The organism is Salmonella sp. GDC200615, from assembly GCF_050574145.1.
GTDB classification, from domain to species: domain Bacteria; phylum Pseudomonadota; class Gammaproteobacteria; order Enterobacterales; family Enterobacteriaceae; genus Salmonella; species Salmonella enterica.
Genome location: NZ_CP192247.1, coordinates 1,015,492 through 1,040,619, shown reverse-complemented (window position 1 = coordinate 1,040,619; position 25,128 = coordinate 1,015,492). Strand labels below are relative to the sequence as shown.

20 protein-coding genes and 2 pseudogenes are annotated in these 25,128 nt (G+C 54.7%); 4 read left to right on the top strand and 18 right to left on the bottom strand.

The window, feature by feature from the left end; translation table 11 throughout:
* Window positions 1-19: 19 nt before the first annotated feature.
* Window positions 20-1,063: a GMP reductase gene (locus ACQ29O_RS04890; RefSeq protein WP_001217365.1), complete on the bottom strand. Its 1,044-nt coding sequence runs from the start codon at window positions 1,061-1,063 to the stop codon at window positions 20-22.
* Window positions 1,064-1,288: 225 nt separating this feature from the next.
* On the opposite strand from ACQ29O_RS04890, the gene coaE reads away from it, so the two are divergent.
* From coaE to yacG, 3 genes are read left to right on the top strand one after another with little or no spacing between them, the layout of a single operon-like run.
* Window positions 1,289-1,909, top strand: a complete 621-nt coding sequence (coaE, locus tag ACQ29O_RS04885) for a dephospho-CoA kinase (protein ID WP_001270913.1) — start codon at window positions 1,289-1,291, stop codon at window positions 1,907-1,909.
* Entirely contained in the window at window positions 1,909-2,652 is a 744-nt protein-coding gene (gene zapD / locus ACQ29O_RS04880; protein ID WP_000557441.1) for a cell division protein ZapD, read from the top strand. Before coaE ends, zapD begins: the two co-directional genes overlap by 1 nt.
* A gap of 9 nt (window positions 2,653-2,661) precedes the next feature.
* Window positions 2,662-2,853 carry a DNA gyrase inhibitor YacG gene (yacG, locus tag ACQ29O_RS04875; RefSeq protein ID WP_001286419.1) on the top strand — a complete coding sequence of 64 codons (192 nt, stop codon included), beginning with the start codon at window positions 2,662-2,664 and terminating at the stop codon, window positions 2,851-2,853.
* Here yacG and ACQ29O_RS04870 read toward each other — a convergent pair.
* A complete protein-coding gene (locus ACQ29O_RS04870; RefSeq protein ID WP_001747254.1) occupies window positions 2,850-3,791 on the bottom strand; it encodes a LysR family transcriptional regulator in 942 nt (313 codons plus the stop codon). The two genes, yacG and ACQ29O_RS04870, sit on opposite strands and share 4 nt — an antisense overlap.
* Before the next feature lie 85 nt (window positions 3,792-3,876).
* Between ACQ29O_RS04870 and ACQ29O_RS04865 the strand changes: the two genes are divergently transcribed.
* Window positions 3,877-4,866 (top strand): aldo/keto reductase, encoded by a 990-nt coding sequence (locus ACQ29O_RS04865; RefSeq protein WP_001200037.1) that lies wholly within the window; start codon window positions 3,877-3,879, stop codon window positions 4,864-4,866.
* Window positions 4,867-4,899: 33 nt separating this feature from the next.
* On the opposite strand, the gene mutT is transcribed toward ACQ29O_RS04865, so the two are convergent.
* The 16 genes and pseudogenes from mutT to ftsI form a co-directional block, all read right to left on the bottom strand.
* On the bottom strand, window positions 4,900-5,295 hold the full coding sequence (mutT, locus tag ACQ29O_RS04860) for an 8-oxo-dGTP diphosphatase MutT (protein WP_000736053.1): 396 nt from the start codon (window positions 5,293-5,295) through the stop codon (window positions 4,900-4,902).
* Window positions 5,296-5,446: 151 nt separating this feature from the next.
* A complete protein-coding gene (gene secA, locus ACQ29O_RS04855) occupies window positions 5,447-8,152 on the bottom strand; it encodes a preprotein translocase subunit SecA (protein ID WP_000905756.1) in 2,706 nt (901 codons plus the stop codon).
* Window positions 8,153-8,213: 61 nt separating this feature from the next.
* Window positions 8,214-8,711 (bottom strand): secA translation cis-regulator SecM, encoded by a 498-nt coding sequence (gene secM, locus ACQ29O_RS04850; RefSeq protein WP_000014333.1) that lies wholly within the window; start codon window positions 8,709-8,711, stop codon window positions 8,214-8,216.
* Between the two features lie 278 nt (window positions 8,712-8,989).
* On the bottom strand, window positions 8,990-9,907 hold the full coding sequence (lpxC, locus tag ACQ29O_RS04845; protein WP_000595487.1) for a UDP-3-O-acyl-N-acetylglucosamine deacetylase: 918 nt from the start codon (window positions 9,905-9,907) through the stop codon (window positions 8,990-8,992).
* Between the two features lie 100 nt (window positions 9,908-10,007).
* Window positions 10,008-11,159 carry a cell division protein FtsZ gene (gene ftsZ, locus ACQ29O_RS04840; RefSeq protein WP_000462785.1) on the bottom strand — a complete coding sequence of 384 codons (1,152 nt, stop codon included), beginning with the start codon at window positions 11,157-11,159 and terminating at the stop codon, window positions 10,008-10,010.
* Window positions 11,160-11,219: 60 nt separating this feature from the next.
* Window positions 11,220-12,482: a cell division protein FtsA gene (gene ftsA, locus ACQ29O_RS04835; RefSeq protein ID WP_000588463.1), complete on the bottom strand. Its 1,263-nt coding sequence runs from the start codon at window positions 12,480-12,482 to the stop codon at window positions 11,220-11,222.
* The gene (gene ftsQ / locus ACQ29O_RS04830) at window positions 12,479-13,309 is read right to left on the bottom strand and encodes a cell division protein FtsQ (protein WP_000075728.1); all 831 of its coding nucleotides are present in this window, start codon (window positions 13,307-13,309) and stop codon (window positions 12,479-12,481) included. Before ftsQ ends, ftsA begins: the two co-directional genes overlap by 4 nt.
* A gap of 1 nt (window position 13,310) precedes the next feature.
* Window positions 13,311-14,231 (bottom strand): annotated as a pseudogene (locus ACQ29O_RS04825) (D-alanine--D-alanine ligase).
* A complete protein-coding gene (gene murC, locus ACQ29O_RS04820; RefSeq protein ID WP_001096073.1) occupies window positions 14,224-15,699 on the bottom strand; it encodes a UDP-N-acetylmuramate--L-alanine ligase in 1,476 nt (491 codons plus the stop codon). Before murC ends, ACQ29O_RS04825 begins: the two are co-directional and overlap by 8 nt.
* Before the next feature lie 118 nt (window positions 15,700-15,817).
* Window positions 15,818-16,885: an undecaprenyldiphospho-muramoylpentapeptide beta-N-acetylglucosaminyltransferase gene (gene murG / locus ACQ29O_RS04815; RefSeq protein ID WP_000016615.1), complete on the bottom strand. Its 1,068-nt coding sequence runs from the start codon at window positions 16,883-16,885 to the stop codon at window positions 15,818-15,820.
* Window positions 16,882-18,126: a cell division protein FtsW gene (gene ftsW / locus ACQ29O_RS04810; protein ID WP_001239803.1), complete on the bottom strand. Its 1,245-nt coding sequence runs from the start codon at window positions 18,124-18,126 to the stop codon at window positions 16,882-16,884. The genes murG and ftsW overlap by 4 nt, the downstream gene beginning before the upstream one ends.
* Window positions 18,126-19,442 (bottom strand): UDP-N-acetylmuramoyl-L-alanine--D-glutamate ligase, encoded by a 1,317-nt coding sequence (murD, locus tag ACQ29O_RS04805; protein ID WP_020936824.1) that lies wholly within the window; start codon window positions 19,440-19,442, stop codon window positions 18,126-18,128. The genes ftsW and murD overlap by 1 nt, the downstream gene beginning before the upstream one ends.
* Window positions 19,443-19,444: 2 nt before the next feature.
* A complete protein-coding gene (gene mraY, locus ACQ29O_RS04800; protein WP_000964141.1) occupies window positions 19,445-20,527 on the bottom strand; it encodes a phospho-N-acetylmuramoyl-pentapeptide-transferase in 1,083 nt (360 codons plus the stop codon).
* Window positions 20,521-21,879, bottom strand: coding sequence for a UDP-N-acetylmuramoyl-tripeptide--D-alanyl-D-alanine ligase (gene murF, locus ACQ29O_RS04795; RefSeq protein WP_000626627.1), 1,359 nt, complete (start codon window positions 21,877-21,879; stop codon window positions 20,521-20,523). The genes mraY and murF overlap by 7 nt, the downstream gene beginning before the upstream one ends.
* On the bottom strand, window positions 21,876-23,363 hold the full coding sequence (murE, locus tag ACQ29O_RS04790; RefSeq protein WP_000775076.1) for a UDP-N-acetylmuramoyl-L-alanyl-D-glutamate--2,6-diaminopimelate ligase: 1,488 nt from the start codon (window positions 23,361-23,363) through the stop codon (window positions 21,876-21,878). The genes murF and murE overlap by 4 nt, the downstream gene beginning before the upstream one ends.
* Window positions 23,350-25,115 (bottom strand): annotated as a pseudogene (ftsI, locus tag ACQ29O_RS04785) (peptidoglycan glycosyltransferase FtsI). The gene murE and the pseudogene ftsI overlap by 14 nt, the downstream one beginning before the upstream one ends.
* Between the last annotated feature and the right edge of the window lie 13 nt (window positions 25,116-25,128).

Sequence of the window (25,128 nt, the reverse complement as noted above, 5' to 3'; positions counted from 1 at the left end):
ATTTACGCCAGCCAGAATATTAGAGGCTATTGAAAATGCGGTTTTCTTGTTCCTGCACCCGAATAAAGGTGGTGCGTTTGGTCAACTCTTTCAGGCGAGACGCGCCGACATAAGTGCAGGCTGAGCGTAGACCGCCCAGGATATCGCGGGCGGTATTGCCCACCGGCCCACGCAGCGGCAATTTAACCGTTTTACCTTCTGCCGCGCGGTATTTCGCAACGCCGCCGACATGACGGTTCATCGCAGATTCCGAACTCATGCCGTAGAACAGCATAAATTTCTCGCCGTTCTCTTCTACCACGCTGCCGCCGCTCTCTTCGTGACCCGCCAGCATGCCGCCCAACATAACGAAATCCGCGCCGCCGCCGAAGGCTTTTGCTACGTCGCCTGGCATGGTGCAGCCGCCATCGCTGACGATCATGCCGCCCAGGCCATGCGCCGCGTCAGCACATTCGATAACCGCCGACAGTTGCGGATAACCAACGCCAGTTTTTACACGCGTCGTGCATACGGAGCCGGGACCAATTCCCACTTTCACGATATCGGCGCCGGAGAGGATAAGCTCTTCGCACATCTCGCCCGTTACCACATTGCCTGCGCAGATTGTTTTTGTCGGCCATGCTTCACGTGCTTTCGCGACGAACTGCACAAAATGTTCTGAATAGCCATTGGCCACATCAATACAGACAAAGTTCAGCGCAGGATTCAGCGCCAGAATCTGCACGGTTTTTTCGAAATCAGCATCAGAGGTCCCGGTGGAAACCATCACATGCTTCAGAACATCAGCCGAAGCCGTGTTGATAAAAGCTGCCCACTCTTCAACGGTATAATGTTTATGTACAGCAGTCAGAATATCAAACCCGGCCAATGCTTGCGCCATTTCAAACGTCCCGACGGTATCCATATTGGCCGCAATAATCGGTACGCCAGACCAGGTCTGACCTGAGTGTTTAAAGGTGAATTGACGTTCCAGTTCGACATCGGAACGGCTTTTGAGGGTAGAACGCTTAGGACGGATAAGAACGTCTTTGAAACCTAACTTCAGATCTTCTTCAATACGCATGTACGGATTCCTGGGGTTAATGGCGAAAAATCGAAACTCACAACTCCAGTGACGCTATCATACGCACTAATCATGGCCGTACAAGACTGCGAAATTCTCTTTTTTTACGTTACAATCCCATAAATTTACCTGGCGAATAGTAGGTTAATGCTCAGAGCGTATCGTCTTTGCATGCTTAAAATTTAACCTTTTGATTGTCAAACTAAAATTCCGGAAGCTGGAGATATGAGGTATACCGTAGCCTTAACCGGCGGTATTGGCAGCGGTAAAAGTACCGTCGCTGATGCCTTCGCTGACCTCGGAATAACCGTCATCGACGCGGATATTATTGCGCGCCAGATGGTTGAGCCAGGGCAGCCCGCCCTGAACGCAATAGCGGAACATTTTGGTTCTGAACTTATCGCCGCCGACGGCACGTTACGTCGCCGGGCGCTGCGTGAGCGTATTTTTTCGCATCCGGAAGAAAAAGCCTGGCTTAACGCTCTGCTTCATCCCTTAATTCAGCAGGAAACCCAACGACAGTTTCAACAGGCTACGTCGCCCTATGTGTTATGGGTTGTGCCTCTGCTGGTTGAAAACAGGCTGTATCAAAAAGCCAACCGCGTACTGGTGGTTGACGTGACGCCCGAAACGCAGCTCATACGCACAATGCAGCGTGATGATGTTACGCGCGAGCATGTTGAACACATTCTCGCTGCGCAGGCGACGCGTGAAGCGCGCCTTGCCGTGGCGGACGATGTTATTGATAATAACGGCGCACCGGATGCTATCGCATCAGATGTGGCCCGCCTGCACGCCAGTTATCTTAAGCTCGCGTCGCAGTTTGTCTCACAGGAAAAACCGTAATGCACACCCAGGTCCTATTTGAACACCCTCTCAATGAGAAGATGCGTACGTGGCTGCGCATAGAGTTTTTAATCCAACAGCTCTCCATCAACCTGCCAATTGCAGACCATGCTGGCGCACTGCATTTTTTCCGTAACATCAGCGATCTACTGGATGTATTCGAACGGGGCGAAGTCCGTACCGAACTGCTGAAAGAACTGGAGCGCCAGCAGCGTAAATTACAGGCCTGGGTTGAGGTTCCCGGCGTCGATCAAGACCGTATTGAAGCCCTGCGCCAGCAGTTAAAATCCGCGGGCAGCGTGCTGATCTCCGCCCCGAGGATTGGCCAGCAGCTACGCGAAGATCGCTTGATTGCCCTTGTGCGTCAACGCTTAAGTATTCCTGGCGGCTGTTGCAGTTTCGATTTACCCACTCTGCATATCTGGTTACACCTACAACAGGCGCAGCGCGACGCCCAGATTGAAAGCTGGCTTGCCAGCCTGAATCCCCTCACCCAGGCGCTGACGCTGGTGCTTGATCTGATCCGTAATTCAGCGCCTTTCCGTAAGCAAACCAGCCTGAACGGTTTTTATCAGGATAACGGGGACGACGCCGATTTGCTGCGTCTTATGCTGACGCTCGATTCACAACTTTATCCGCAAATTTCCGGCCATAAGAGCCGTTTTGCCATTCGCTTTATGCCGCTGGATAGTGAAAATGGTCTGGTGCCGGAGCGTCTTGATTTTGAACTGGCCTGTTGCTAAGGAGTAAAAATGTCTGACGTGACCGTCGTAAACTGTCCGACCTGCGGTAAACCGGTCGTCTGGGGGGAAATTAGCCCCTTCCGCCCATTTTGTTCTAAACGCTGTCAGTTAATTGATTTGGGCGAATGGGCCGCCGAAGAGAAACGAATCGCCAGCAGCGGCGACCAGTCTGATAGCGACGACTGGAGCGAAGAGCGCTAACGGTGATGGCTCTGTTGAGACGGCAATATCGCCTTATGACAAAAATAATCAATAAATACGCGTAGTTTTGGCGCCATATGCGCGCGGCCGGGATAATACAAATAAAACCGGTCCGCCGCAGGCAGCCACTCCTCAAGTACGGAACACAACCGCCCATCCTGTAAGTCTTCGTGGACATCCTGTTCAAAAACATAGGTTAGCCCTGCCCCATCACGCGCGGCGGAGAGACGCAACGCTTTATCATTCACCATTAACGCGGCTTCCGGCGTAATTTCCAGCCGTTGCGCTCCGTGAACAAACTCCCACCGATATAGCCCGCTCTCACGCGTAAAACGATGGCAAAGGCAGCGGTGATTGATGAGTTCCTGAGGGTGCAGCGGCGTGCCAAAACGCGCAAGGTATGCAGGGGATGCTACGATCGCCGGGCGTAAAACATCACCGAGCGGAACGACATTCATATCAAGTTGTACCGTATCGCCAAAGCGAATACCGGCATCAAAGCGTTCGTTAATTAAATCCACAAAACCGTCATTCACATCGATATCCAGCCGAATATCGGGATAATCGCGCATGAAACCGGCGAGATTAGGTTGTAACAGAAGCGTAGCCGCCGTGCGCAGTACGGTCAGGCGTAATGTCCCTCCGGGTATATCGCGGCTCTGGCGGGCATGTTCCATCGCCTCATCAATATGGTTTAATGCGGGCCTGATACTGGCAAGAAAGGCATGTCCTGCTTCTGTCAAACCGACACGCCGGGTGGTTCGGTTCAACAATTTCACGCCAAGTTCATCCTCCAGTTGGCGCATATTCTGACTTAACGCCGATGTAGAAATATGTAACTGCGCCGCTGCCCGCGTGAAGCTATGGTTTTCAGCAATCATGCAAAAAGCATGCAATATGGACATCACATCATGACGCATTATTAAGCCAGCCTTCATAAACCATGCTTATTCCCCCTATTTTTCATCTTATACGCCAGGTATAGACTGCCTGCCATGCACAAAATATCCTCATGGAGGTAGTATGCAATATCGTACATTAGGCGCAAACGGACCGCGAGTGTCAGCCATCGGACTGGGATGTATGGGCATGAGCGCATTTTACGGCGCTCATGACGACAGCACCTCAATTAAGACGCTACATTATGCGTTAGATCAGGGGGTAACACTGCTCGATACCGCAGATATGTATGGCCCTTATACCAATGAAAGGTTAGTTGGAAGAGCCATCGCCGATCGTCGCGATCGGGTATTTTTAGCGACGAAATTTGGTATCGTTCTCGACCCTGCTAACCCTATGGCGCGTGGCGTCAATGGCAGACCGGAGTACGTTCGCCGTAGTTGTGAGCAAAGCCTGCAACGCCTGGGGGTCGATCATATCGATCTGTACTATCAACATCGCGTTGATCCATCAGTTCCCATAGAAGAGACTGTCGGTGCAATGGCGGACCTGGTGCGCGAGGGAAAAGTGCGTTATCTCGGGCTATCCGAAGCATCAACGCAAACGCTGGAACGCGCCCATAACGTTCACCCTATTACCGCGCTGCAAAGTGAGTATTCGCTTTGGTCCCGCGAAGCGGAAATTTCAGCACTTTCCACCTGTGAACGGTTGGGTATAGGATTCGTCGCTTACAGCCCGCTGGGACGCGGATTTCTGACCGGTACGATTAAAACGCCAGAAGATTTTGCTGCGAATGACTTCCGTCGCACAAATCCCAGGTTCATGGGTGAGAACTTCTCGCGCAATTTACGTCTGGCTGAAGCAATAAAACAAATGGCACGCGAAAAAGAGTGTACCCCCGCACAATTAGCGCTGGCCTGGCTGCTGGCCCGCAACAGGCACATCGTTCCCACTCCCGGCACCCGCCACTGCGCCAGGGTGGATGAAAACCTCGGCGCGTTATCACTGACCCTAAGCCCGCAGGAGCTGACGGCAATTGAGGCGGTTTTTCCTCACGACGCCGCGGCCGGCCCCCGCTACTGGCCGGAAATTATGTCGACATTAAATCGCTAATAAGATCGATGGGGATCGTGTTGCGATCCCCCACTAAAGCGCAAATTGGCGTAATTTACGAATAATCGGTTCATTGGCCGGCGGAAAATCGTCCGTACTCAACGCGTTCTGCGCGATCCACCGTCCCGGCTGTCCTTCTTTCCCCCACGGTTCGCCATCCCAGCGTTCAACCAGCCAAAACCACAGCGTAATGTGTCTATCCGGGAATTGATATTCCAGAGTGTCGAATAGTGTCACCTGTGTTGGCGTAATCCCCACCTCTTCCTGTAGCTCCCGGATCAACGCCTGCTCTGGTGTTTCGCCGGCTTCAATTTTTCCGCCGGGAAATTCCAGCTTGTTCGCCATATGCGCATCAGCGGCGCGTTGGGTAATAAAAATTTCGTCGTTCGGGTTGCGGATAATCCCAACCGCGATTTGCAGTTTTTTCATCTTGTTGCATCCATAAAAAAGGCGCAGTCGCCTGCGCCTTTTTATCTGTGTTCAATGCCAGGCCGAATAAGCGTAGCGCCCTTCGGCAATAATGCCAGTACTGACCTGATGGCAACACATTATGTCTTATCAGGCCGGTAAGTTTATCGCATTAGCTCAGGCGACCATGACACTGTTTGTATTTCTTACCGGAACCGCAAGGGCAAGGATCGTTACGTCCAATCTTACGTTCGCCGGTTTGGGCGGCCAGATCGGCAGCCACGGCGGCATCGTCATCCTGATGGCTTAGCTGCTGCATCTGCGCCAGGCGCTCCGCCTCTTCGCGACGCTGCATTTCCATCGCTTCGACCTCTTCAGGCATACGTACCTGGACTTTGCTCAGGGTACTGATCACTTCATATTTCAGCGATTCCAGCATCGCGGCGAACATAGCGAAGGATTCGCGCTTGTATTCCTGCTTCGGATCTTTTTGCGCATAGCCGCGCAGATGAATACCCTGACGCAGGTAATCCATCGCCGCCAGGTGCTCTTTCCACAGGGAATCGAGCGTTTGCAGCATCACGCCTTTTTCGAAATGACGCATCATTTCAGCGCCAACCACCTCTTCTTTACGCTGATACACCTCGATGGACTGCGCCAGGATGCGCTCACGCAGCGTCTCCTCATGCAGCTCCGGCTCTTTATCCAGCCATTCGGCAATCGGCATCTCCAGGTCGAAGTCGTTTTTCAGGCGTTCCTGCAAACCCGGGATATCCCACATCTCTTCCAGCGACTGCGGCGGAATGTAGGCGTCGATAGTCGCCTTAAAGACATCTTCGCGAATGCTGTTAATGGTGTCGCTCACGTCAGACACATCCAGCAGTTCGTTACGCTGGGTATAAATTGCACGACGCTGATCGTTCGCCACATCATCATATTCCAGCAGTTGCTTACGAATATCGAAGTTACGGCTTTCTACTTTACGCTGCGCGTTAGCGATAGCTTTCGTCACCCACGGGTGCTCAATCGCTTCGCCCGGCTTCATCCCCAGTTTACGCATCATACCGGAGACACGATCGGAGGCGAAAATACGCATCAGCGCATCTTCCATCGACAGGTAGAAACGGGAAGAACCCGGATCGCCCTGGCGACCGGAACGGCCACGCAGCTGGTTGTCGATACGGCGGGATTCATGGCGCTCGGTGCCAATGATATGCAGGCCGCCGGCAGCCAGAACCGCGTCATGGCGTACCTGCCAGTCCGCTTTAATCTGCGCAATCTGTTCTTCCGTCGGCGCTTCCAGCGCAGCGACTTCCGCCTGCCAGCTACCGCCCAGCATAATATCGGTACCACGACCCGCCATGTTGGTAGCGATAGTGACCGCCGCTGGATAACCAGCCTGCGCAACGATGCCTGCTTCGTTGGCGTGGAATTTTGCGTTCAGTACGTTATGTTTGATGCCCGCTTTGGTCAGCTCTCTGGAGACCACTTCAGATTTCTCGATAGAAATCGTCCCGACCAGCACTGGCTGACCGTTCGCGGTACGTTCTTTAATATCTTCGATAATGGCCTGGATTTTTTCCGCTTCGGTCATGTAGACCAGATCCGGCAAATCTTTACGGATCATCGGACGGTTGGTCGGAACAACGACGGTGTCCAGCTTATAGATAGAACTAAATTCGAAGGCTTCAGTATCCGCCGTACCGGTCATACCGGCCAGCTTTTCATACAGACGGAAGTAGTTCTGGAAGGTAATAGACGCCAGCGTCTGGTTTTCATTCTGAATTTCAACGCCTTCTTTCGCTTCTACCGCCTGGTGCAGACCGTCAGACCAGCGACGCCCCTGCATGGTACGACCGGTATGTTCATCAACAATGATGACTTCGCCGTCTTTCACAATGTAATCCACGTCACGGGTAAACAGCGCGTGCGCGCGCAGCGCGGCGGTGACGTGATGCATCAACATAATATTGCCAGGCGAGTAGAGCGACTCGCCTTCATCCATAATGCCTTCTTGCACCAGTAGCTCTTCGATCAGCACCAGACCGCGCTCGGTCAGGTTAACCTGGCGCGCTTTCTCATCAACGGAGAAGTGGCCTTCGCCCTGGAAAGTGTCAGAATCTTCTTTCTCCTGACGAATCAGGTGCGGAATGATTTTGTTCACTTTTTTGTACATTTCCGAGCTATCTTCCGCCGGGCCGGAAATAATCAGCGGCGTACGCGCTTCATCGATCAGGATGGAGTCGACTTCATCCACCAGCGCATAATGCAGTTTACGCTGCACGCGCTCTTCCGGGCTGAACGCCATGTTGTCGCGCAGGTAGTCAAAACCGTATTCGTTGTTAGTGCCGTAAGTGATGTCGGCAGCGTAAGCTTCACGTTTGGCTGGCGCAGGCATACCTGGCAGGTTGATACCAACGGACATACCGAGGAATTCGAATAGCGGGCGGTTGTTTTCGGCGTCACGCTGCGCCAGATAGTCGTTCACGGTTACCACATGAACGCCTTTGCCGGACAGCGCGTTCAGGTAGGCTGGCAGCGTTGCGGTCAGCGTTTTACCTTCACCAGTACGCATTTCGGCGATACAGCGATCGTTGAGCACCATACCACCCAATAGCTGAACGTCGAAGTGACGCATCCCAAAGACGCGTTTACTGGCTTCACGCACCACCGCGAACGCTTCCGGAATCAGGCTCTCTACGCTTTCGCCTTTTTCAATACGGGCGCGAAATTCGTTGGTTTTCGCTTTCAGTTCGTCATCGGAGAGTTTTTCCATCTCCGGTTCCATCGCATTAATAAGGCTGACGGCCTTACGCATACGACGCAGCGTACGATCGTTACGGCTACCGAATACTTTGGTTAATAATTTGATTAGCATAATAAAGTCTCAAATGCCCCGCGCCGCGGAGCTACAAATAAAGTAAAAGGGTCTTTTTTCGTTAGCTGAGACGTTGCGGACCGGCGCGGATACCCTGCGCCTGACTTATCCAGGCCGGGATGCTAAATGCGGTTTGTGGCGCAAAATACGCCAGGGAGAGGCGACGAACAATCGCCGGCGGCGTGCCCTCCTGCGTGAGCATCGCGCTGAGCGTATTCAGTAAGGCGATATGATGCGCCTGTAATGGCGACGGCGCGTCGGCAACGGGCAGCGTTTGCGGCGCCATTGCAAAAGAAAGGTGGCGAATCACCGTGCGAATAGCGTGCTGATGCCAGTAATCTACGGTGAAATTGGGACGACGGTTAGAGGCTTCTAACAGCGCAAAATGGCTAAAGTTAACTTTAGACGCGGTGCTGGCGGTCGTCCTTGCAGGCGTATTGGTTTCAGCGGCGTTACTGAGCGCGGGCAAACCAAAACTCGCCGCGACCATCCCTAATAAGAGATGCGGCCAGAAGTATCGTCTGCCTAACTGTCGCCAGCGCGTCAGTATTCCACTCACGTCATTGCCACCTGATATGCCCCTCATGGGCTTACGGAATCAAAACAATTTGCGCACAAATCTTATCATTAAAGCGTACGCGCTACAGCAGTAATGACGAGAAGCTAAGGTGAAAATCGGCTAAGAAAACAGCGAACGCGCCGTGTTTCCATTTAACCCTGTCAAAATGGCTGTATTAAGGAAAGCGCAGATAAAGGATAGTAAAAAAAACGACTGGCTCGCCTGGCCGGAGAGAGTGCCAGGTTAACCAGTCGAATTTTATACGACAGCGTATGTCGTTATGCCAGTACCGTCGAAGGCGCTTTGAAAGCCAACGGCAGTTCTGCGTCGTCCTGGAAGGTCACAAATTCCCAGGCTTCCTGTTTTGCCAGGACTGCCTGTAACAATTTATTATTCAATGCGTGACCGGATTTATACGCGGTAAACGCACCAATAATATTGTGACCACACATGAACAAGTCACCGATCGCGTCAAGCATTTTGTGACGAACGAATTCATCTTCAAAACGCAGGCCGTCTTCGTTCAATACGCGATAATCGTCAACAACGATGGCACAATCGAAGCTGCCGCCCAGGCACAGGCCGCGGGACTGCAGATATTCGATATCACGCATAAAACCGAAGGTACGCGCACGGCTGATCTGGCGCATGAACGCATCCGCAGAGAAGTTCATCGCGTAGCGCTGGCTGCTGGAATCGATCGCCGGATGGTTAAAGTCGATGGTGAAATCCAACGTAAAACCATTGTACGGTCTGAATTCAGCCCATTTATCGCCATCTTCAACCCGAACAGTCTCTTTGATGCGTACGAATTTTTTGGCGCAGTTCAGTTCATCAATACCGGCGTCAAGCAGCAGGTAGACAAACGGAGCGGCACTGCCATCCATGATCGGGATTTCCGGGGCATTAACCTCAATAACGATGTTATCGATGCCTAAGCCCGCCAGAGCAGCGTTCAGGTGCTCAACGGTTGAAATCCGTACATCATGCTCATTCACCAGACACGTACAGAGCATGGTATCACGCACAGATTTGGCATCGGCCGGGAAATCTACCGGTGGATTCAAGTCGGTGCGACGATAGATGACCCCGGTATTGGCCGGCGCAGGGCGTAATGTCAGGGTGACTTTTTTGCCGGTGTGTAAACCGACGCCAGTCGCCTGAACGATACGTTTAAGTGTCCTTTGTTTGATCATCGTATAATCTCGCCAAATTACCTATCCAACCGAAGTGTACTATACATTCGGCGGGCCAGTTTAGCACAAAGAGCCCAGAATCCCAAATTCCAGCTAATTCTTAATCAGCTTGCTTACGCAGGAATGCGGGGATATCCAGATAATCCGGCTCTTTCGCCGCCTGTGGTGTATTGTCGTTAACCACTTTCGCGACCGTTTTTTGCTCCTGCGTCAGCGGCGCCATACCGTGCTGCTGATAACGATCCAACACCGGCTGCTGCACCTGTTTATTGGTCACCAGGGTGATTTCCGGACGTTTGTCCATACCAATACCGGTCGCCACTACCGTCACGCGCAGTTCATCATTCATATCCGGGTCCAGAGAGGTACCGATAACCACGGTGGCGTTATCCGACGCAAACGCGCGAATGGTGTTACCGACGGTTTCAAACTCGTCCAGACGCAGGTCGAAGCCCGCCGTAATGTTGACCAACACGCCGCGCGCGCCGGACAGGTCGATATCTTCCAGCAGCGGAGAAGAAATAGCCATTTCAGCCGCTTCTTCCGCACGGTCTTCACCGCTCGCCACGCCGGAGCCCATCATTGCGTAGCCCATTTCAGACATCACGGTACGCACGTCAGCAAAGTCGACGTTCATCAGGCCCGGGCGGGTGATCAGCTCTGCGATACCCTGAACCGCGCCTTTCAGCACGTCGTTAGCCGCGCCGAACGCGTCGAGCAGGGAGATACCACGGCCCAGCACTTTCAGCAGCTTGTCGTTCGGGATGGTGATCAACGAGTCCACATGCTTGGACAGCTCGGTAATACCCTGCTCCGCAAATGCCATGCGCTTTTTGCCTTCAAAATTGAAAGGCTTAGTCACCACGGCAACGGTCAGAATACCTAAATCTTTTGCCACTTCAGCAACCACTGGCGCCGCGCCGGTTCCGGTACCGCCGCCCATGCCTGCCGCGATAAATACCATGTCTGCGCCTTCAAGCGCCGCACGCAGCGCTTCACGGTCTTCGTCCGCCGCGTTACGACCGACTTCCGGGTTAGCGCCGGCGCCCAGACCTTTGGTAATGCCGCTACCAATTTGAATGGTCTGGCCAACCGCCGTTTTACGCAACGCCTGAGCGTCGGTATTCACCGCGAAGAATTCAACACCTTCGATGCGCTCGCGCACCATGTGTTCAACAGCGTTACCGCCGCCACCACCGACGCCGATGACTTTAATCACCGCGTCGTTGGTTAGTTCCATAGGTTCAAACATAATCTCTCTCCGTCATGTGCCTGTCGCCTGAGGCCGTAATATCTGGCGGCCTCATAAAAATTAAAACTCTTTTCGCAGCCAGCTATTAAGTCGCTTGATCCACGAGCCAACTGATGCCGTAACACGTTTTTCCACTTCTGCTTCACCGTTTAAGTGGGACTCTTTCCCGTAGTGAAGCAATCCCACCGCCGTTGAGTAATACGGCTCCTGGGCATAATCCGTCAGACCGGTGATATTCAGCGGCGCGCCGATACGCACCTGCGTATGAAACACGCGCTGAGCGCAAGCAGCAAGCCCTTCGATTTGCGCCGCGCCGCCGGTTAACACAATCCCCGCCGCCAGGTGATGTTTTACCCCTTGTTGGCGAAGCTGTTCCTGTAATTGCAATATCTCTTCGTTGACCAGATTGAGCAGCTCGGTGTAACGCGGCTCAATCACTTCCGCCAGCGTCTGACGTTGCAGGCTGCGCGGCGGACGCCCGCCCACGCTCGGTACTTCAACGCTCTCGTCTTTACCGACGATGGAGCCCAGTGCGCAACCGTGGCGAACTTTAATGGCTTCAGCATCGCTCGGCGGCGTACCAAAGGCATAAGCGATATCGCTGGTCACCACGTTCCCCGCGTAAGGGATCACTTTGGTATGACGCAGCGCGCCGCCAGTATAAACGGCGATATCCATTGTACCACCGCCGATATCCACGACACAGACGCCCAGTTCACGTTCATCTTCCGTTAACACGGAATAACTGGCCGCCAGTCCGGCAAATATCAGTTGGTCAACTTTCAGACCACAACGTTCAACAGCTTTGACAATGTTTTTTGCCATATCGTTGTGGCAGGTAATCAAATGTACTTTCGCCTGCATACGCACGCCGGAAAGACCGACCGGATTTTTAATGCCTTCCTGGTAGTCAATGGCGTACTCCTGAGGAATCACATGCAGCACGCGATGCTCATCGCGCACGCGCACTGACTTCGCAGTATGCACGACGTTTTCCACATCTTCTTGCGTCACTTCCTCTTCGGAAATGGGCACCATGCCAATTTCATTCTGACAGCTAATATGTTTGCCGGAAAGCGCCAGATATACCGAGGAGATCTGGCAATCGGCCATCAATTCCGCCTGGTCAATGGCGCGCTGAACGCATTTCACCACTGACTCAAGGTCATTCACCCCGCCTTTATCCATACCCCGCGATGGGCAACTGCCCACGCCAATGATATTGACCATACCGTCGGGCAGAACTTCCCCTACTAAAGCGGCAACCTTCGCGGTGCCAATCTCCAGTCCTACTACCAGTTTTCTGTCCGTCGCCTTGATCATTGTTGTTCTGCCTGTGCCTGATTCTGTTGCTGATTAGATTCCTCAGGGGGGAGCGGCGCCCAGCCAACTGCCGCACCTGAGTCATAACGCAAATCAACGTAGCTAATCCGTTTGCCATCGGTTTGCGCCTGCTGCTGTAAAACCGGATAGAGTTCTACAAAGCGAGCCAACCTTTTCATCGTATCGCCCCTGCCGAGATTGAGCTTAATGCCGTTATTAAGCGTCAATTGCCAGGAGCGACGTGCGGTCATCGCCGCTTCCTTTAGAGTGAATTTATCCTTAGCCAGCACCTGCCCCATCTCGCGGTATCCCTGCAACACTTCACTCGCGCTGCCTTCCGGGCCATACAACATGGGTAAAACCTGTTTGCCGATGCGGTCTGACGGCACACTGAAGGTGTTCCCTTCAGCATCGACCATATGTTGATCATTCCAACGCGCAATCGGCACATATTCAACCAGATGAATCTTCAATTCATCAGGCCACTGTTTTCTGACGCTGGCCTGTTTAATCCACGGCAAACGCTCAATCTGGCTCTGGATAATGTTCACATCCTGCGTCATGAAGGTTCCCGGCGCGCCCAGAGCCAGTATCGCCTGACGGATATCATCGTTACGCGTGTAGTGACGCTCGCCGGTTAATACCAGCTTTGATAACGGTAAACGCTGCGCATCTTCCATCCACCCTAACACGACCCACCCGCTAACAAACACGGTGCACAGTACCGTCAGCAGGAATAAAATTCCTGCAAGACGCGTTCCATTATTGCGGCGTGAAGAAGGCGTCTCTTCATCACTGTTTCGCGTGTTCAGCGCAGCCTGCGACATATCAGTCCGCCAACTCCAGAATTCGTACCACTAACTGCGAGAAGCTCATTCCCGCCTGACGCGCCGCCATCGGCACCAGACTATGGCTGGTCATCCCCGGAGAAGTATTGGCTTCCAGCAGATAAAACTGACCATCGCTGTCCAGCATGACGTCAATACGCCCTCATCCCGTGCAGCCTAAAGCTTTCCATGCCTGCAGGACGAGAGACTGTAGCGCGGCTTCCTGGGACGCATCTAAACCGGCAGGGCAGAAATACTGAGTCTCATCAGAGAGATACTTCGCCTCATAATCATAGAAGGTTCCTGCCGGTTGGATACGAATTGACGGTAAAATTTCTTCGCCAACTATCGCCACCGTAAATTCCGGACCGCACAGCCATTTCTCAATCAGTATTTCGTCATCATGCTGAAAAGACAATGATAACGCACCCTGTAAAGCATTTTCTTCTACTACTTTCGTCATACCGACGCTGGAGCCTTCACGGCTGGGTTTGACGATCAGCGGTAAACCCAGCGCCGAAATTCGCGCTTTTTGTTCTTCGCTAAGGCCTTTTTCAAACTCAGCGCGCGTCAATGCGACCCACGGCGCAACCGGTAAGCCCGCGCCCTGCCACAGCAATTTACTGCGCAGTTTATCCATGGAAAGCGCCGAGGCCATCACGCCGCTGCCGGTATAAGGCAGGCCGAGCAGCTCAAGCATTCCCTGTAAGGTGCCATCTTCACCGCCGCGGCCATGCAACGCAATAAAGACCTTCTGAAAGCCCATTGCTTTAAGCTGCGCGACATCGACCTCTTGCGGATCGACGGGATGCGCATCAATACCGCCTTCACGCAACCCGGCCAACACTGCCGCGCCGGAATTTAACGAAACGTCCCGCTCCGCAGAGGTTCCGCCCAACAGGACCGCGATTTTATCAGCCATGTTGCTCTTCCTCCTGGATTTGCGGCTTCAGCTTGATTTCAGATAAGTAACGCGCAATTTTGCCAACATTTCCTGCGCCTTGCACTAATATCAAGTCGTTACCCGTCAGCACCGGCGCTAACATTGTCGCAACCTGAGCCGGATCGGAAACCAGAATCGGGTCAATTTTTCCCCGATTACGAATCGTACGACATAAAGAACGGCTATCCGCGCCCGGAGTCGGCGCTTCACCCGCCGGGTAAACGTCCAGCATCAGCAGCGCATCGACCTGGGTCAGCACATTGGCGAAATCGTCATACAGATCGCGCGTGCGCGTGTAACGGTGCGGCTGAAACAGCATCACCAGGTTTTTATCCGGCCACCCTGCTCGCGCAGCTTTAATGGTGGCGTCTACTTCAGTCGGATGATGGCCATAGTCATCCACCAGCATCGCCGTCCCGGCTTTACCATTCACCGGCTCAAGCGGGAACTCGCCGAGGAAGTCAAAACGACGCCCGGTCCCCTGGAAGCTTTCCAGCGCGCGCAGGATAGCGTCATCGTCGATGCCTTCTTCGGTCGCTACCGCCACTGCTGCGGCGGCATTCAGGGCATTGTGGCGACCCGGCGCATTCAACGTGACATGCAGATCCGGCATTCCCTGGCGCAACAGCGTAAAGTGCCCCTGCGGCCCTATCTGCTGATAATCTTCTACGCGGACGTCAGCATCCTCGCTAAAGCCATACGTCGTGGTCTGACGCCCCACCCGCGGCAGCAGCTCGCGGATGACCGGATCGTCGACGCACATTACCGCGCGACCGTAGAACGGCAGGTTATGCAGGAAGTTAATAAACGTCTGCTTTAAATTTTCAAAGTCGCCATGATAGGTATCCATATGGTCGGCTTCGATGTTGGTGACGATCGCGACCATCGGCTGCAAATGCAGGAAGGACGCGTCGCTCTCATCTGCCTCGGCAATCAGGTAACGACTATGGCCCAGACGCGCATGAACGCCTGCGGCTTTCACCAGTCCGCCATTCACAAAAGTCGGGTCCAGCCCCGCTTCGGCATAAATACTGGACACCATCGCGGTCGTTGTGGTTTTTCCGTGCGTCCCGGCAATGGCGATGCCGTGGCGAAAACGCATCAGTTCCGCCAGCATTTCCGCACGGCGAATAACCGGAATACGCGCTTCATGCGCCGCGACAATTTCCGGGTTATCCGCGGAAATTGCGCTGGAAACGACGACCACGCTGGCATCACGCACATTTTCCGGACGATGGTTAAAGAAAATCGTCGCCCCCAGGCTCGTCAACTGCTGGGTCACCGGATTCGGCGCTAAATCGGAACCACTGATCTGATACCCTTCATTGGCCAGAACTTCGGCAATACCGCCCATACCAGCACCACCGATGCCGACAAAGTGAATGTGCCGAACGCGACGCATTTCGGGCACGATGGAACGCAGTTTTGCCAGTTGTTGTGTATTCATTCTTTACGCCATTAACTCCAATACCCGCCATACTTCAAATTGCAGATGCGTTGGCTTGCCTGCAACCCAAATTATTGAGGGTAGAAAAACCCTGCGATGCAAAAGGCACCGCCACAAATTATGTCCGGGCAACCCGGCTGACTTCACTGGCGACGCGCTCGGTAGCATCCGGAATGGATACCGCGCGGGCACGCTCCGCCATGGTTAACAACGCCTCGCGCGACCACCCCGCCAGGGTGTCGGCGACAGCCTCTACAGTAAACTGCGGCTGCTCAAAAATCTTAGCTGCGCCGGCGTTTTCTAACGGCAGCGCATTCCAGTACTGCTGCCTGTCTTTATGCTGAAACGGCACGAATATCGCCGGTAACCCGGCGGCGGCGATCTCGCTCACCGTTAAAGCGCCGGAACGGCACACCACCACATCCGCCCACGCATAGGCGGCGGCCATGTCATCGATAAATTCCGTTACCTTATGCTGCGGTTGTCCCACCCCGGCATACGCCTGCTCTACCGTGTGCTGCACGCCTTTTCCGCTTTGATGCCAGATTGTAACCGTATCGCCCAGTCTGGCGGCAACCTGCGGCATCGTCTGGTTCAGGACTCGCGCCCCCTGAGAACCGCCGACCACCAACACGCGAATCGGGCCGTCACGACCGGCCAGACGCACCTGCGGCAACGGCAACGCCAGTACGTCGGTACGCACCGGGTTACCCACCACTTCCGCGTTCGGAAACGCACCGGGAAACGCCTGCATCACCGTGGTCGCGATTTTGGCCAGCCACTGATTGGTTAGCCCGGCGATACCGTTTTGCTCATGCAAAACGACCGGAATACCCAATGACCAGGCGGCAAGACCGCCGGGGCCGGAAACATAACCGCCCATTCCCAGCACAACATCCGGCTTAAACCGCTTCATGATCGCCCGCGCCTGCCGCCAGGCGTTAAAAATCCGCAGCGGCGCCGCCAGAAGCGCTTTTACGCCTTTACCGCGCAGACCGGAGATCCGAATAAAGTCAATGTCGATGCCATGCTTCGGCACTAAATCCGCTTCCATACGATCGGCGGTACCCAGCCAGCGAACCTGCCAGCCCTGGGCCATCAAATGATGCGCAACGGCCAGTCCCGGGAACACGTGCCCGCCGGTACCGCCCGCCATCACCATTAACCGCTTCGGTTGACCACTCATCGAGAACCTCGTGTAAACGCCTGCGCTTTTTCCAGACGCGTTTCATAATCAATACGTAATAAAAACATAATGGCCGTCGACATAATCAACAGACTCGACCCGCCATAACTGATCAGCGGCAGCGTAAGACCTTTGGTCGGCAGCATCCCCGCGGCCGCGCCAACGTTTACCAGCGCCTGGAAACTAAACCAGATACCGATAGAACACGCTAAAAATCCGGAAAAACGGTGGTCAATCTCCAATGCCTTACGGCCAATCGACATCGCGCGAAAAGCGACGAAGAATACCATTAAAAGCGCCAATACCACACCGATATAACCCAGTTCTTCCCCAATAATGGCGAAGATGAAATCAGTGTGCGCCTCCGGCAAATACTCCAGTTTCTGCACCGAATTCCCCAGCCCTTGCCCCCATATCTCACCGCGACCAAAAGCCATCAGCGACTGCGTCAGCTGATAACCGCTGCCGAACGGATCTTCCCAGGGGTTCCAGAACGAGGTAACACGGCGAATACGATACGGTTCGGCGAGGATTAACAGAATCACCGCCGAGATGCCCATCCCGATAATGGCGATGAACTGCCATAATTTCGCCCCGGCGAGAAACAGCATCGCCAGCGTGGTGACAAACAGTACGACCACTGTCCCGAGGTCAGGCTGCGCCAGCAGTAACACCGCCAGCACCAGAATCACGCCCATTGGTTTTAAAAAGCCGCGCAGGTTATTTCGCACTTCATCAACCTTACGCACCAGATAGTTCGCGAGGTAGCAGAACAGCGACAGCTTGGTAAACTCCGCAGGCTGAATACGCAGCGGCCCCAGCGCAATCCAGCGCGACGCCCCGTTGACCGAGCTCCCGACGACCAGCACGATAAGCAGCATAATGATCGACGCAATCAGCATCGTCGTGCTGTATTTTTGCCAGAAGGTCATGGGCAAACGTAGCGTGACCATCGCCAGACAAAATGCCAGGAAGATATAGAGCGCATCACGTTTGGCAAACAAAAACGGATCGTTCGCCAGGCGCTGCCCGACTGGCATGGAGGCCGACGTCACCATGACAAAACCAATCGCCGCCAGCCCGAAGGTCAGCCATAGCAGCGTGCGGTCATACATGATCAGACTGTCGGCGTCTTTATCGCGCGAAGCCATCACCCAGCCTTTAAGCGCCGCAAACAGCCAGGCCAGGAGGCCAAAGCCTGGTACGCGCGGCATTCTCAGACGGGGGAGAGATAAACGCATCAACCTAACTCCTTCGCCAGACGGGTAAAGACATCGCCCCGTTGCTCAAAATTTTTAAACTGATCGAGGCTGGCGCAGGCGGGCGACAGCAGCACCATATCACCCGGCTGAACGCGCGGCGCCAGCAAACGCATCGCCTCTTCCATCGTCTCAGTCTGTTGGGCGATTTCCGGACGCAGTGCGGCAAGCTGCGCGCCATCGCGCCCAAAGCAATACAGGCGGATACGATCGCCGGTCAGATAGCGTGTCAGCGGAGAAAAGTCTGCCGACTTACCGTCGCCGCCCAGCAGCAGATGTAGCGTACCGTCCACATGCAAACCGTTTAGCGCCGCTTCGGTACTGCCGACGTTGGTCGCTTTCGAGTCGTTGATCCAACGTACGCCGTTATGCTCCAACGCCAGCTGGAAGCGATGCGCCAGACCAGTAAATGTCGTCAACGCCTTCAAACTGCTGGCGCGCGGCAGACCTACGGCATCCGCCAGCGCCAGCGCCGCTAACGCATTGGTATAGTTATGCTGACCGGAAAGCTTCATCTCTTTCACGCTCAGCACCTTCTCGCCTTTGACTCGCAGCCAGGTTTCGCCCTGCTGACGATTAAGGTGATAATCGCCCATATTGACGCCAAAGCTGACGCAGCGCTCATCGGCCCCACGAACCGGCATCGTCAACGCATCATCGGCATTCACTACGCACACTTTCGCCTTCTCGTAGACGCGCAGTTTCGCCGCCCGGTACTGTTGCAAACCAAACGGATACCGGTCCATATGATCTTCAGTGACGTTGAGCACCGTTGCCGCCGCCGCTTGCAAACTTGAGGTAGTTTCCAGTTGGAAACTGGATAATTCCAGCACGTACAATTCGCGATCGGCATCCAGCAGCATCAGCGCCGGAAGACCGATATTGCCGCCAACGCCGACATTGACGCCCGCCGCTTTCGCCATCTCGCCCACTAAGGTGGTCACGGTGCTTTTGCCGTTCGAGCCGGTGATGGCTACAATCGGCGCTTGCGCTTCGCGGCAAAACAGTTCGATATCGCCGACAATTTCTACTCCAGCGCTGGCGGCAGCGCTCAGCGAAGGGTGCGCCAGAGCAATACCAGGGCTGGCGACGATTAAATCCGCCGCTAAGAGCCACTCGTCGTTCAGGCCGCCAACGTGACGCTCAACCTCTTGCGGCAGCTTATCCAGACCCGGCGGCGTCACGCGAGTATCCATCACCCGCGGCGTCACGCCGCGAGCGAGAAAAAAGTCCACGCAAGAGAGTCCGGTTAAGCCCAGACCAATAATGACGACGTTTTTGTCCTGGTAATCAGCCATGATTAACGTACCTTCAGCGTTGCCAGGCCAATCAGCACCAGCATCAGCGAAATAATCCAGAAGCGCACAATCACGCGCGGTTCCGGCCAGCCTTTCAGTTCATAGTGGTGATGGATAGGCGCCATACGGAAAATACGCTGTCCGCGTAGTTTAAAGGAGCCCACCTGCAGGATGACCGACAGAGTTTCCACCACAAAGACGCCGCCCATGATCACCAGCAGAAATTCCTGACGCAGCAGCACGGCGATAATGCCCAACGCACCGCCCAACGCCAGCGATCCGACATCGCCCATAAAAACCTGCGCCGGATAGGTGTTAAACCACAAGAATCCTAATCCCGCGCCGACAATCGCCGTACAGACAATCACCAGCTCGCCCGCATGGCGTAAATACGGAATATGCAGGTAATTGGCGAAGTTCATGTTCCCGGTCGCCCAGGCCACCAGCGCAAAGCCGGCGGCAACGAAAACAGTCGGCATGATCGCCAGGCCATCAAGCCCGTCGGTCAGGTTTACGGCGTTACCCGTACCGACGATAACAAAGTAGGACAGCAGAATGTAAAACAGCCCCAATTGCGGCATAACATCTTTAAAGAACGGCACCACCAGTTGGGTCGCGGGCGTGTCTTTCCCGACGAGATAAAGCGCAAAGGCCACGCCGAGCGCGATAACCGACATCCAGAAATATTTCCAGCGCGCAATCAGCCCTTTGGTATCTTTCCGCACCACTTTGCGGTAGTCATCGACAAAACCGATAATGCCGTAGCCGATCAATACCACCAGCACGCACCAGACGTACGGGTTAGACGGGTAAGCCCATAACAGAACGGAAATCACAATCGACGTCAGGATCATGATGCCGCCCATCGTCGGCGTACCGCGTTTACTGAAGTGCGATTCCGGGCCATCGTTACGTACCACCTGGCCAAAAGAGAGTTTTTGCAGACGAGCGATCATACGCGGGCCCATCCATAAAGAGATGAACAGCGCGGTCAACAGGCTGACGATGGCGCGAAACGTCAGATAAGAAAAGACGTTAAAGCCGGAATAATATTTGACCAAATGCTCGGCCAGCCAAACTAACATGAACCTTTCTCCTGTAACGCATGAACCACATCTTCCATCGCGGCGCTGCGTGATCCTTTCACTAAAATAGTCATCATTGGTTGCTCCTGAAGCAGAGCGTGTAAACGCGCAATGAGCGCGGCTTTATCGGCAAAATGTTCGCCGACGCCGCTGGCGTGGCTGATAGCCTGACTGAGTTTTCCGGTGCTTAACACGCGATCAATACCCGCCGCTTTTGCGGCCTCACCAACCTGGAGGTGGCACGCTTCGCTTTCTGCGCCCAGCTCGGCCATATCGCCTACCACCAGCACGCGGTAGCCGGGCATTTCAGAAAGGACCTGCACTGCGGCGGTCATCGAACCAACGTTGGCGTTATAAGCGTCATCCAGTACCAGTTGGTTTTCACTTAGCTGAATCGGGAACAGACGCCCGGGTACGGCTTTTAACGCCGCCAGCCCTGCTTTAATCGCCGTCAGCGTCGCCCCCACCGCCATTGATAAAGCAGCGGCCGCCAGCGCGTTGGCAATATTGTGCCGCCCCGGCAACGGCAGCAGCACATCAATGCTGCCCATCGGCGTTTGCAGGGTAAATTCGGTACCGTGTGACGTCACGTGGATATTCGCAGCGGTAAAGTCGCTGTTTGCCGCATTCGGCGAAAAGCGCCACACCAGACGATCGCCAATAATGCTTTGCCAGTTCAGCCAGTCATTATTATCGGCATTCATAATCGCGATACCGTTCTCAGGCAAACCGGTATAGATTTCGCCTTTCGCTTTCGCCACGCCGGCCAACGAGCCGAAGCCTTCCAGATGCGCCGCCGCCAGGTTATTGACCAGCGCCGCTTCCGGGCGCGTCAGGCTAACGGTCCAGGCGATTTCTCCCTGGTGATTAGCGCCTAACTCGATTACCGCATAGTCATAATCATGGTTTAAGCGCAGCAGCGTTATCGGCACGCCGATGTCGTTGTTAAAATTGCCTGCGGTATACAGAGTATTTCCGCACTGGCTAAGAATCGCGGCGGTCATCTCTTTGACCGAGGTTTTGCCGGACGAACCGGTTAACGCCACCACCCGCGCCGGTACCTGCATACGTACCCAGGCGGCCAGTTGGCCAAATGCCTGACGCGTGTCTTTTACAATCACCTGCGGGAGATCGATATCCAGAGGACAACTGACCAGCAGGGCGCCAGCGCCGTTCGCTTTTGCTTTATCAGCAAAATCATGCGCATCAAAGCGTTCCCCTTTCAGCGCCACGAACAGGCATCCCGGCGTCACTTTCCGTGTGTCGGTAATGACCGTATCGAGCGTGAGATCCGCCCCGCGGTGTTCGGCGCCAAGGACATCGGCAATTTTGCTGAGCGTTACGCTAATCATGCGATCACCCCCAGCAAACGCGCTGCGGTCACGCGGTCTGAATAATCAAGACGCTGCGTGCCGACAATCTGGTAATCCTCGTGCCCTTTACCTGCAATCAGCACGACGTCATTGTCTTTTGCCTGCATAATGGCATTGGTTACCGCCTCAGCGCGGCCTTCCATTACCCTGACCTGCCCGGCGTCCAGCATTCCGGCCAGAATATCGTTGATAATAGCGCGCGGCTCCTCGGTACGCGGGTTATCGTCAGTCACCACGACGATATCCGCGAATTCTTCGGCAATGGCCCCCATGAATGGGCGCTTACCTTTGTCACGATCCCCGCCACAGCCAAAGACGCACCACAATTTTCCGGCGCAATGCAGACGCGCCGCCTGCAACGCTTTTTCCAGCGCATCCGGCGTGTGCGCGTAATCCACCACCACCGTCGGTTTGCCTGGCGCAGTGAACACTTCCATACGCCCGCAAACCGGCTGCAAACGCGCGGCGGTTTTCAGCAAATCCGTTAACGGATAGCCCAGCGCCAGCAGCGTCGCCAATGCCAGCAGTAAGTTGCTGACGTTAAACGCGCCCATCAGGCGGCTTTCGATTTCGCCGTCACCCCAGCTTGAAGCAAAACGAATCGTCGCTCCGCGGTCGTGGTACTCCACCGCCTCCGCTTTCAGCCAACGACCGTGACAGTTAGGGTTGATATGCCCTTCCATCGATACTGCGACCGCATCGGGTAGCGACGTCAGCCAGCGGCGTCCAACTTCATCATCGGCGTTGACGATTGCCTGACCGTGATGGTGGGTGGAATAAAGCATCCATTTTGCCGCCTCGTAATGCGCCATATCGCCATGATAGTCGAGATGGTCGCGGCTCAAATTAGTAAACACGGAGGCGGCAAATTTCAACGCCGCCACGCGATGCTGCACCAGGCCGTGAGAAGAGACTTCCATCGCGCCGAAGGTCGCGCCCTGCGCAACCAGACTGGCCAGCACATGCTGAACATCCACAGCGGAACCGGTTGTGTTCTCCGTCGGGATCACTTTACCCAACAGTCCGTTGCCTACCGTTCCCATCACTGCGCTGGTTTCGCCGAGCAACTGGCTCCACTGCGCCAGTAGTTGGGTGGTGGTGGTCTTGCCATTGGTGCCGGTCACCGCCACCAGACGCATGTTTTCAGATGGCTCATGGTAAAAGCGGCCCGCCAGCGCAGATAAACGCTCATTGAGCTGGCTGAGATAGACGACTGGTACGCCGTGCATTTCGCGAATCTCACCGTCGCTCGCCTCGTCTTTCGCCTCTGCAATAATGGCAGCTACGCCTTGCGCTATCGCCTGCGGGATATATCGACGCCCGTCCGCCTGATGACCCACCACTGCCACAAAGAGATCGCCCGCCGCAGCCACACGGCTGTCGAGCGTCATCTCTCGCAGTTCTCGCGCGGGTAGTCCAGCCACCCACGGAGCAAGAAGGTCGCGCAAATTACGATCTGCCACCTGTTCCCTCGCCTTGATTAATTACGAATTCATTTTTTCGCCCGTTGCCAGCGCGTCCGGTTCGATGTTCATGGTGCGCAGAACGCCGCCCATGATGGCACCAAATACCGGCGCGGAAACGGCGCCGCCGTAGTATTTACCCGCCTGCGGATCGTTGATGACAACCACCAGCGCGAAGCGCGGCTGACTCGCAGGCGCGACGCCTGCGGTATAAGCAATGTATTTGTTGATGTAGCGACCGTCCGGCCCCACTTTTTTCGCCGTACCGGTTTTAATCGCGATACGGTAGCCTTTAATCGCCGCCTTCACGCCGCCGCCGCCCGGCAGCGCCACGCTTTCCATCATATGCACCACGGTGCGTACGGTGGATTCAGGGAAGATGCGTTCGCCGGGTACAGGCGGATCAACTTTGGTAATCGACAGCGGGCGATAAATGCCATAGCTGCCGATCGTTGCATAGACTCGCGCTAATTGTAACGGCGTTACCATTAGCCCGTAGCCGAAAGAGAAGGTGGCCCTCTCTATGTCGGACCACCGTTGTTTTTGAGGATATAAGCCACTGCGTTCTCCGACCAACCCCAAATTGGTCGCCTTTCCTAGCCCAAAACGTGAGTAAGTATCTACTAACGCTGAGGACGGCATCGCTAACGCCAGCTTGGATACACCGACGTTACTCGACTTCTGTAGAACCCCGGTCAGGGTTAATTCGCTGTAGCGCGCCACGTCTTTAATTTCGTGGCCGTTAATTCGGTATGGAACGGTATTCAACACCGTATTTTCGTTGACGATACCGCGCTGAAGCGCAGTCATCACCACCATCGGCTTAACCGTAGAACCTGGTTCAAACACGTCGGTGATGGTACGGTTACGCATCGCGTCTTTCGGCGTACCGGCAAGGTTGTTGGGGTTATAGGAAGGGCTATTCGCCATCGCCAGTACTTCACCGGTATTGACATCGACCAGCACCGCGCTACCGGATTCCGCCTTGTTAAACGCCACCGCGTTGTTCAGTTCGCGGTAAACCAGCGCCTGTAAGCGTTCATCAATGCTTAACGCCAGGTTGTGCGCTGCCTGACTATCAGTGGAGGAGATATCTTCAATCACGCGGCCATAGCGGTCTTTACGCACGATTCGCTCGCCAGGCTGACCGGTAAGCCACTTATCAAAGCTCTTTTCAACGCCTTCAATCCCCTGACTGTCGACGTTGGTAAAACCGATGAGGTGAGCGGTTACTTCTCCTGACGGGTAGTAGCGGCGGGACTCTTCACGCAAATGAATCCCCGGCAGTTTGAGTTTTTTGATGTAGTCCGCCATGTCAGGATTTACCTGGCGCGCCAGATAAATAAAACGCCCTTTCGGGTTGGCGTTGATACGAGCGGAGAGCTGATCGAGCGGAATATTGAGCGCAGTAGAAAGCGCTTTCCAGCGATCGCCAACGCTGATGCCGCCGGCGTCATGAACTTCTTTCGGGTCGGCCCAGATCGCCTTAACCGGTACGCTGACCGCCAGTGGACGCCCGGAACGGTCGGTAATCATACCGCGTGAGGTGGAGACTTCCTGAACACGCAGCGAACGCATATCGCCCTGACGCACCAGCATATCCGGGGCGATAATCTGTAGCCACGCCGCGCGTCCAAGTAAAAAAACCAGCGCCAGTAAAATACAGCCGCACAGCAACGCAAAACGCCAACTGATGAAGTTGGTCTGTTCTTCCTGGCGTTTCGATTTTTGCGTTTTTGCCGCTGCTTTCATGCGTCGCGTTTAT

Excerpts from the sequence above, each read along its gene's own strand:
- mraY (WP_000964141.1), bottom strand. The coding sequence starts at position 20,527 with ATGTTAGTTTGGCTGGCCGAGCATTTGGTCAAATATTATTCCGGCTTT.
- ftsA (WP_000588463.1), bottom strand. The coding sequence starts at position 12,482 with ATGATCAAGGCGACGGACAGAAAACTGGTAGTAGGACTGGAGATTGGC.
- ACQ29O_RS04870 (WP_001747254.1), bottom strand. The coding sequence starts at position 3,791 with ATGAAGGCTGGCTTAATAATGCGTCATGATGTGATGTCCATATTGCAT.
- murF (WP_000626627.1), bottom strand. The coding sequence starts at position 21,879 with ATGATTAGCGTAACGCTCAGCAAAATTGCCGATGTCCTTGGCGCCGAA.
- murG (WP_000016615.1), bottom strand. The coding sequence starts at position 16,885 with ATGAGTGGTCAACCGAAGCGGTTAATGGTGATGGCGGGCGGTACCGGC.
- ACQ29O_RS04865 (WP_001200037.1), top strand. The coding sequence starts at position 3,877 with ATGCAATATCGTACATTAGGCGCAAACGGACCGCGAGTGTCAGCCATC.
- mutT (WP_000736053.1), bottom strand. The coding sequence starts at position 5,295 with ATGAAAAAACTGCAAATCGCGGTTGGGATTATCCGCAACCCGAACGAC.
- ACQ29O_RS04890 (WP_001217365.1), bottom strand. The coding sequence starts at position 1,063 with ATGCGTATTGAAGAAGATCTGAAGTTAGGTTTCAAAGACGTTCTTATC.
- zapD (WP_000557441.1), top strand. The coding sequence starts at position 1,909 with ATGCACACCCAGGTCCTATTTGAACACCCTCTCAATGAGAAGATGCGT.
- ftsZ (WP_000462785.1), bottom strand. The coding sequence starts at position 11,159 with ATGTTTGAACCTATGGAACTAACCAACGACGCGGTGATTAAAGTCATC.
- ftsW (WP_001239803.1), bottom strand. The coding sequence starts at position 18,126 with ATGCGTTTATCTCTCCCCCGTCTGAGAATGCCGCGCGTACCAGGCTTT.
- murD (WP_020936824.1), bottom strand. The coding sequence starts at position 19,442 with ATGGCTGATTACCAGGACAAAAACGTCGTCATTATTGGTCTGGGCTTA.
- yacG (WP_001286419.1), top strand. The coding sequence starts at position 2,662 with ATGTCTGACGTGACCGTCGTAAACTGTCCGACCTGCGGTAAACCGGTC.
- murC (WP_001096073.1), bottom strand. The coding sequence starts at position 15,699 with ATGAATACACAACAACTGGCAAAACTGCGTTCCATCGTGCCCGAAATG.
- ftsQ (WP_000075728.1), bottom strand. The coding sequence starts at position 13,309 with ATGTCGCAGGCTGCGCTGAACACGCGAAACAGTGATGAAGAGACGCCT.
- coaE (WP_001270913.1), top strand. The coding sequence starts at position 1,289 with ATGAGGTATACCGTAGCCTTAACCGGCGGTATTGGCAGCGGTAAAAGT.
- secA (WP_000905756.1), bottom strand. The coding sequence starts at position 8,152 with ATGCTAATCAAATTATTAACCAAAGTATTCGGTAGCCGTAACGATCGT.
- lpxC (WP_000595487.1), bottom strand. The coding sequence starts at position 9,907 with ATGATCAAACAAAGGACACTTAAACGTATCGTTCAGGCGACTGGCGTC.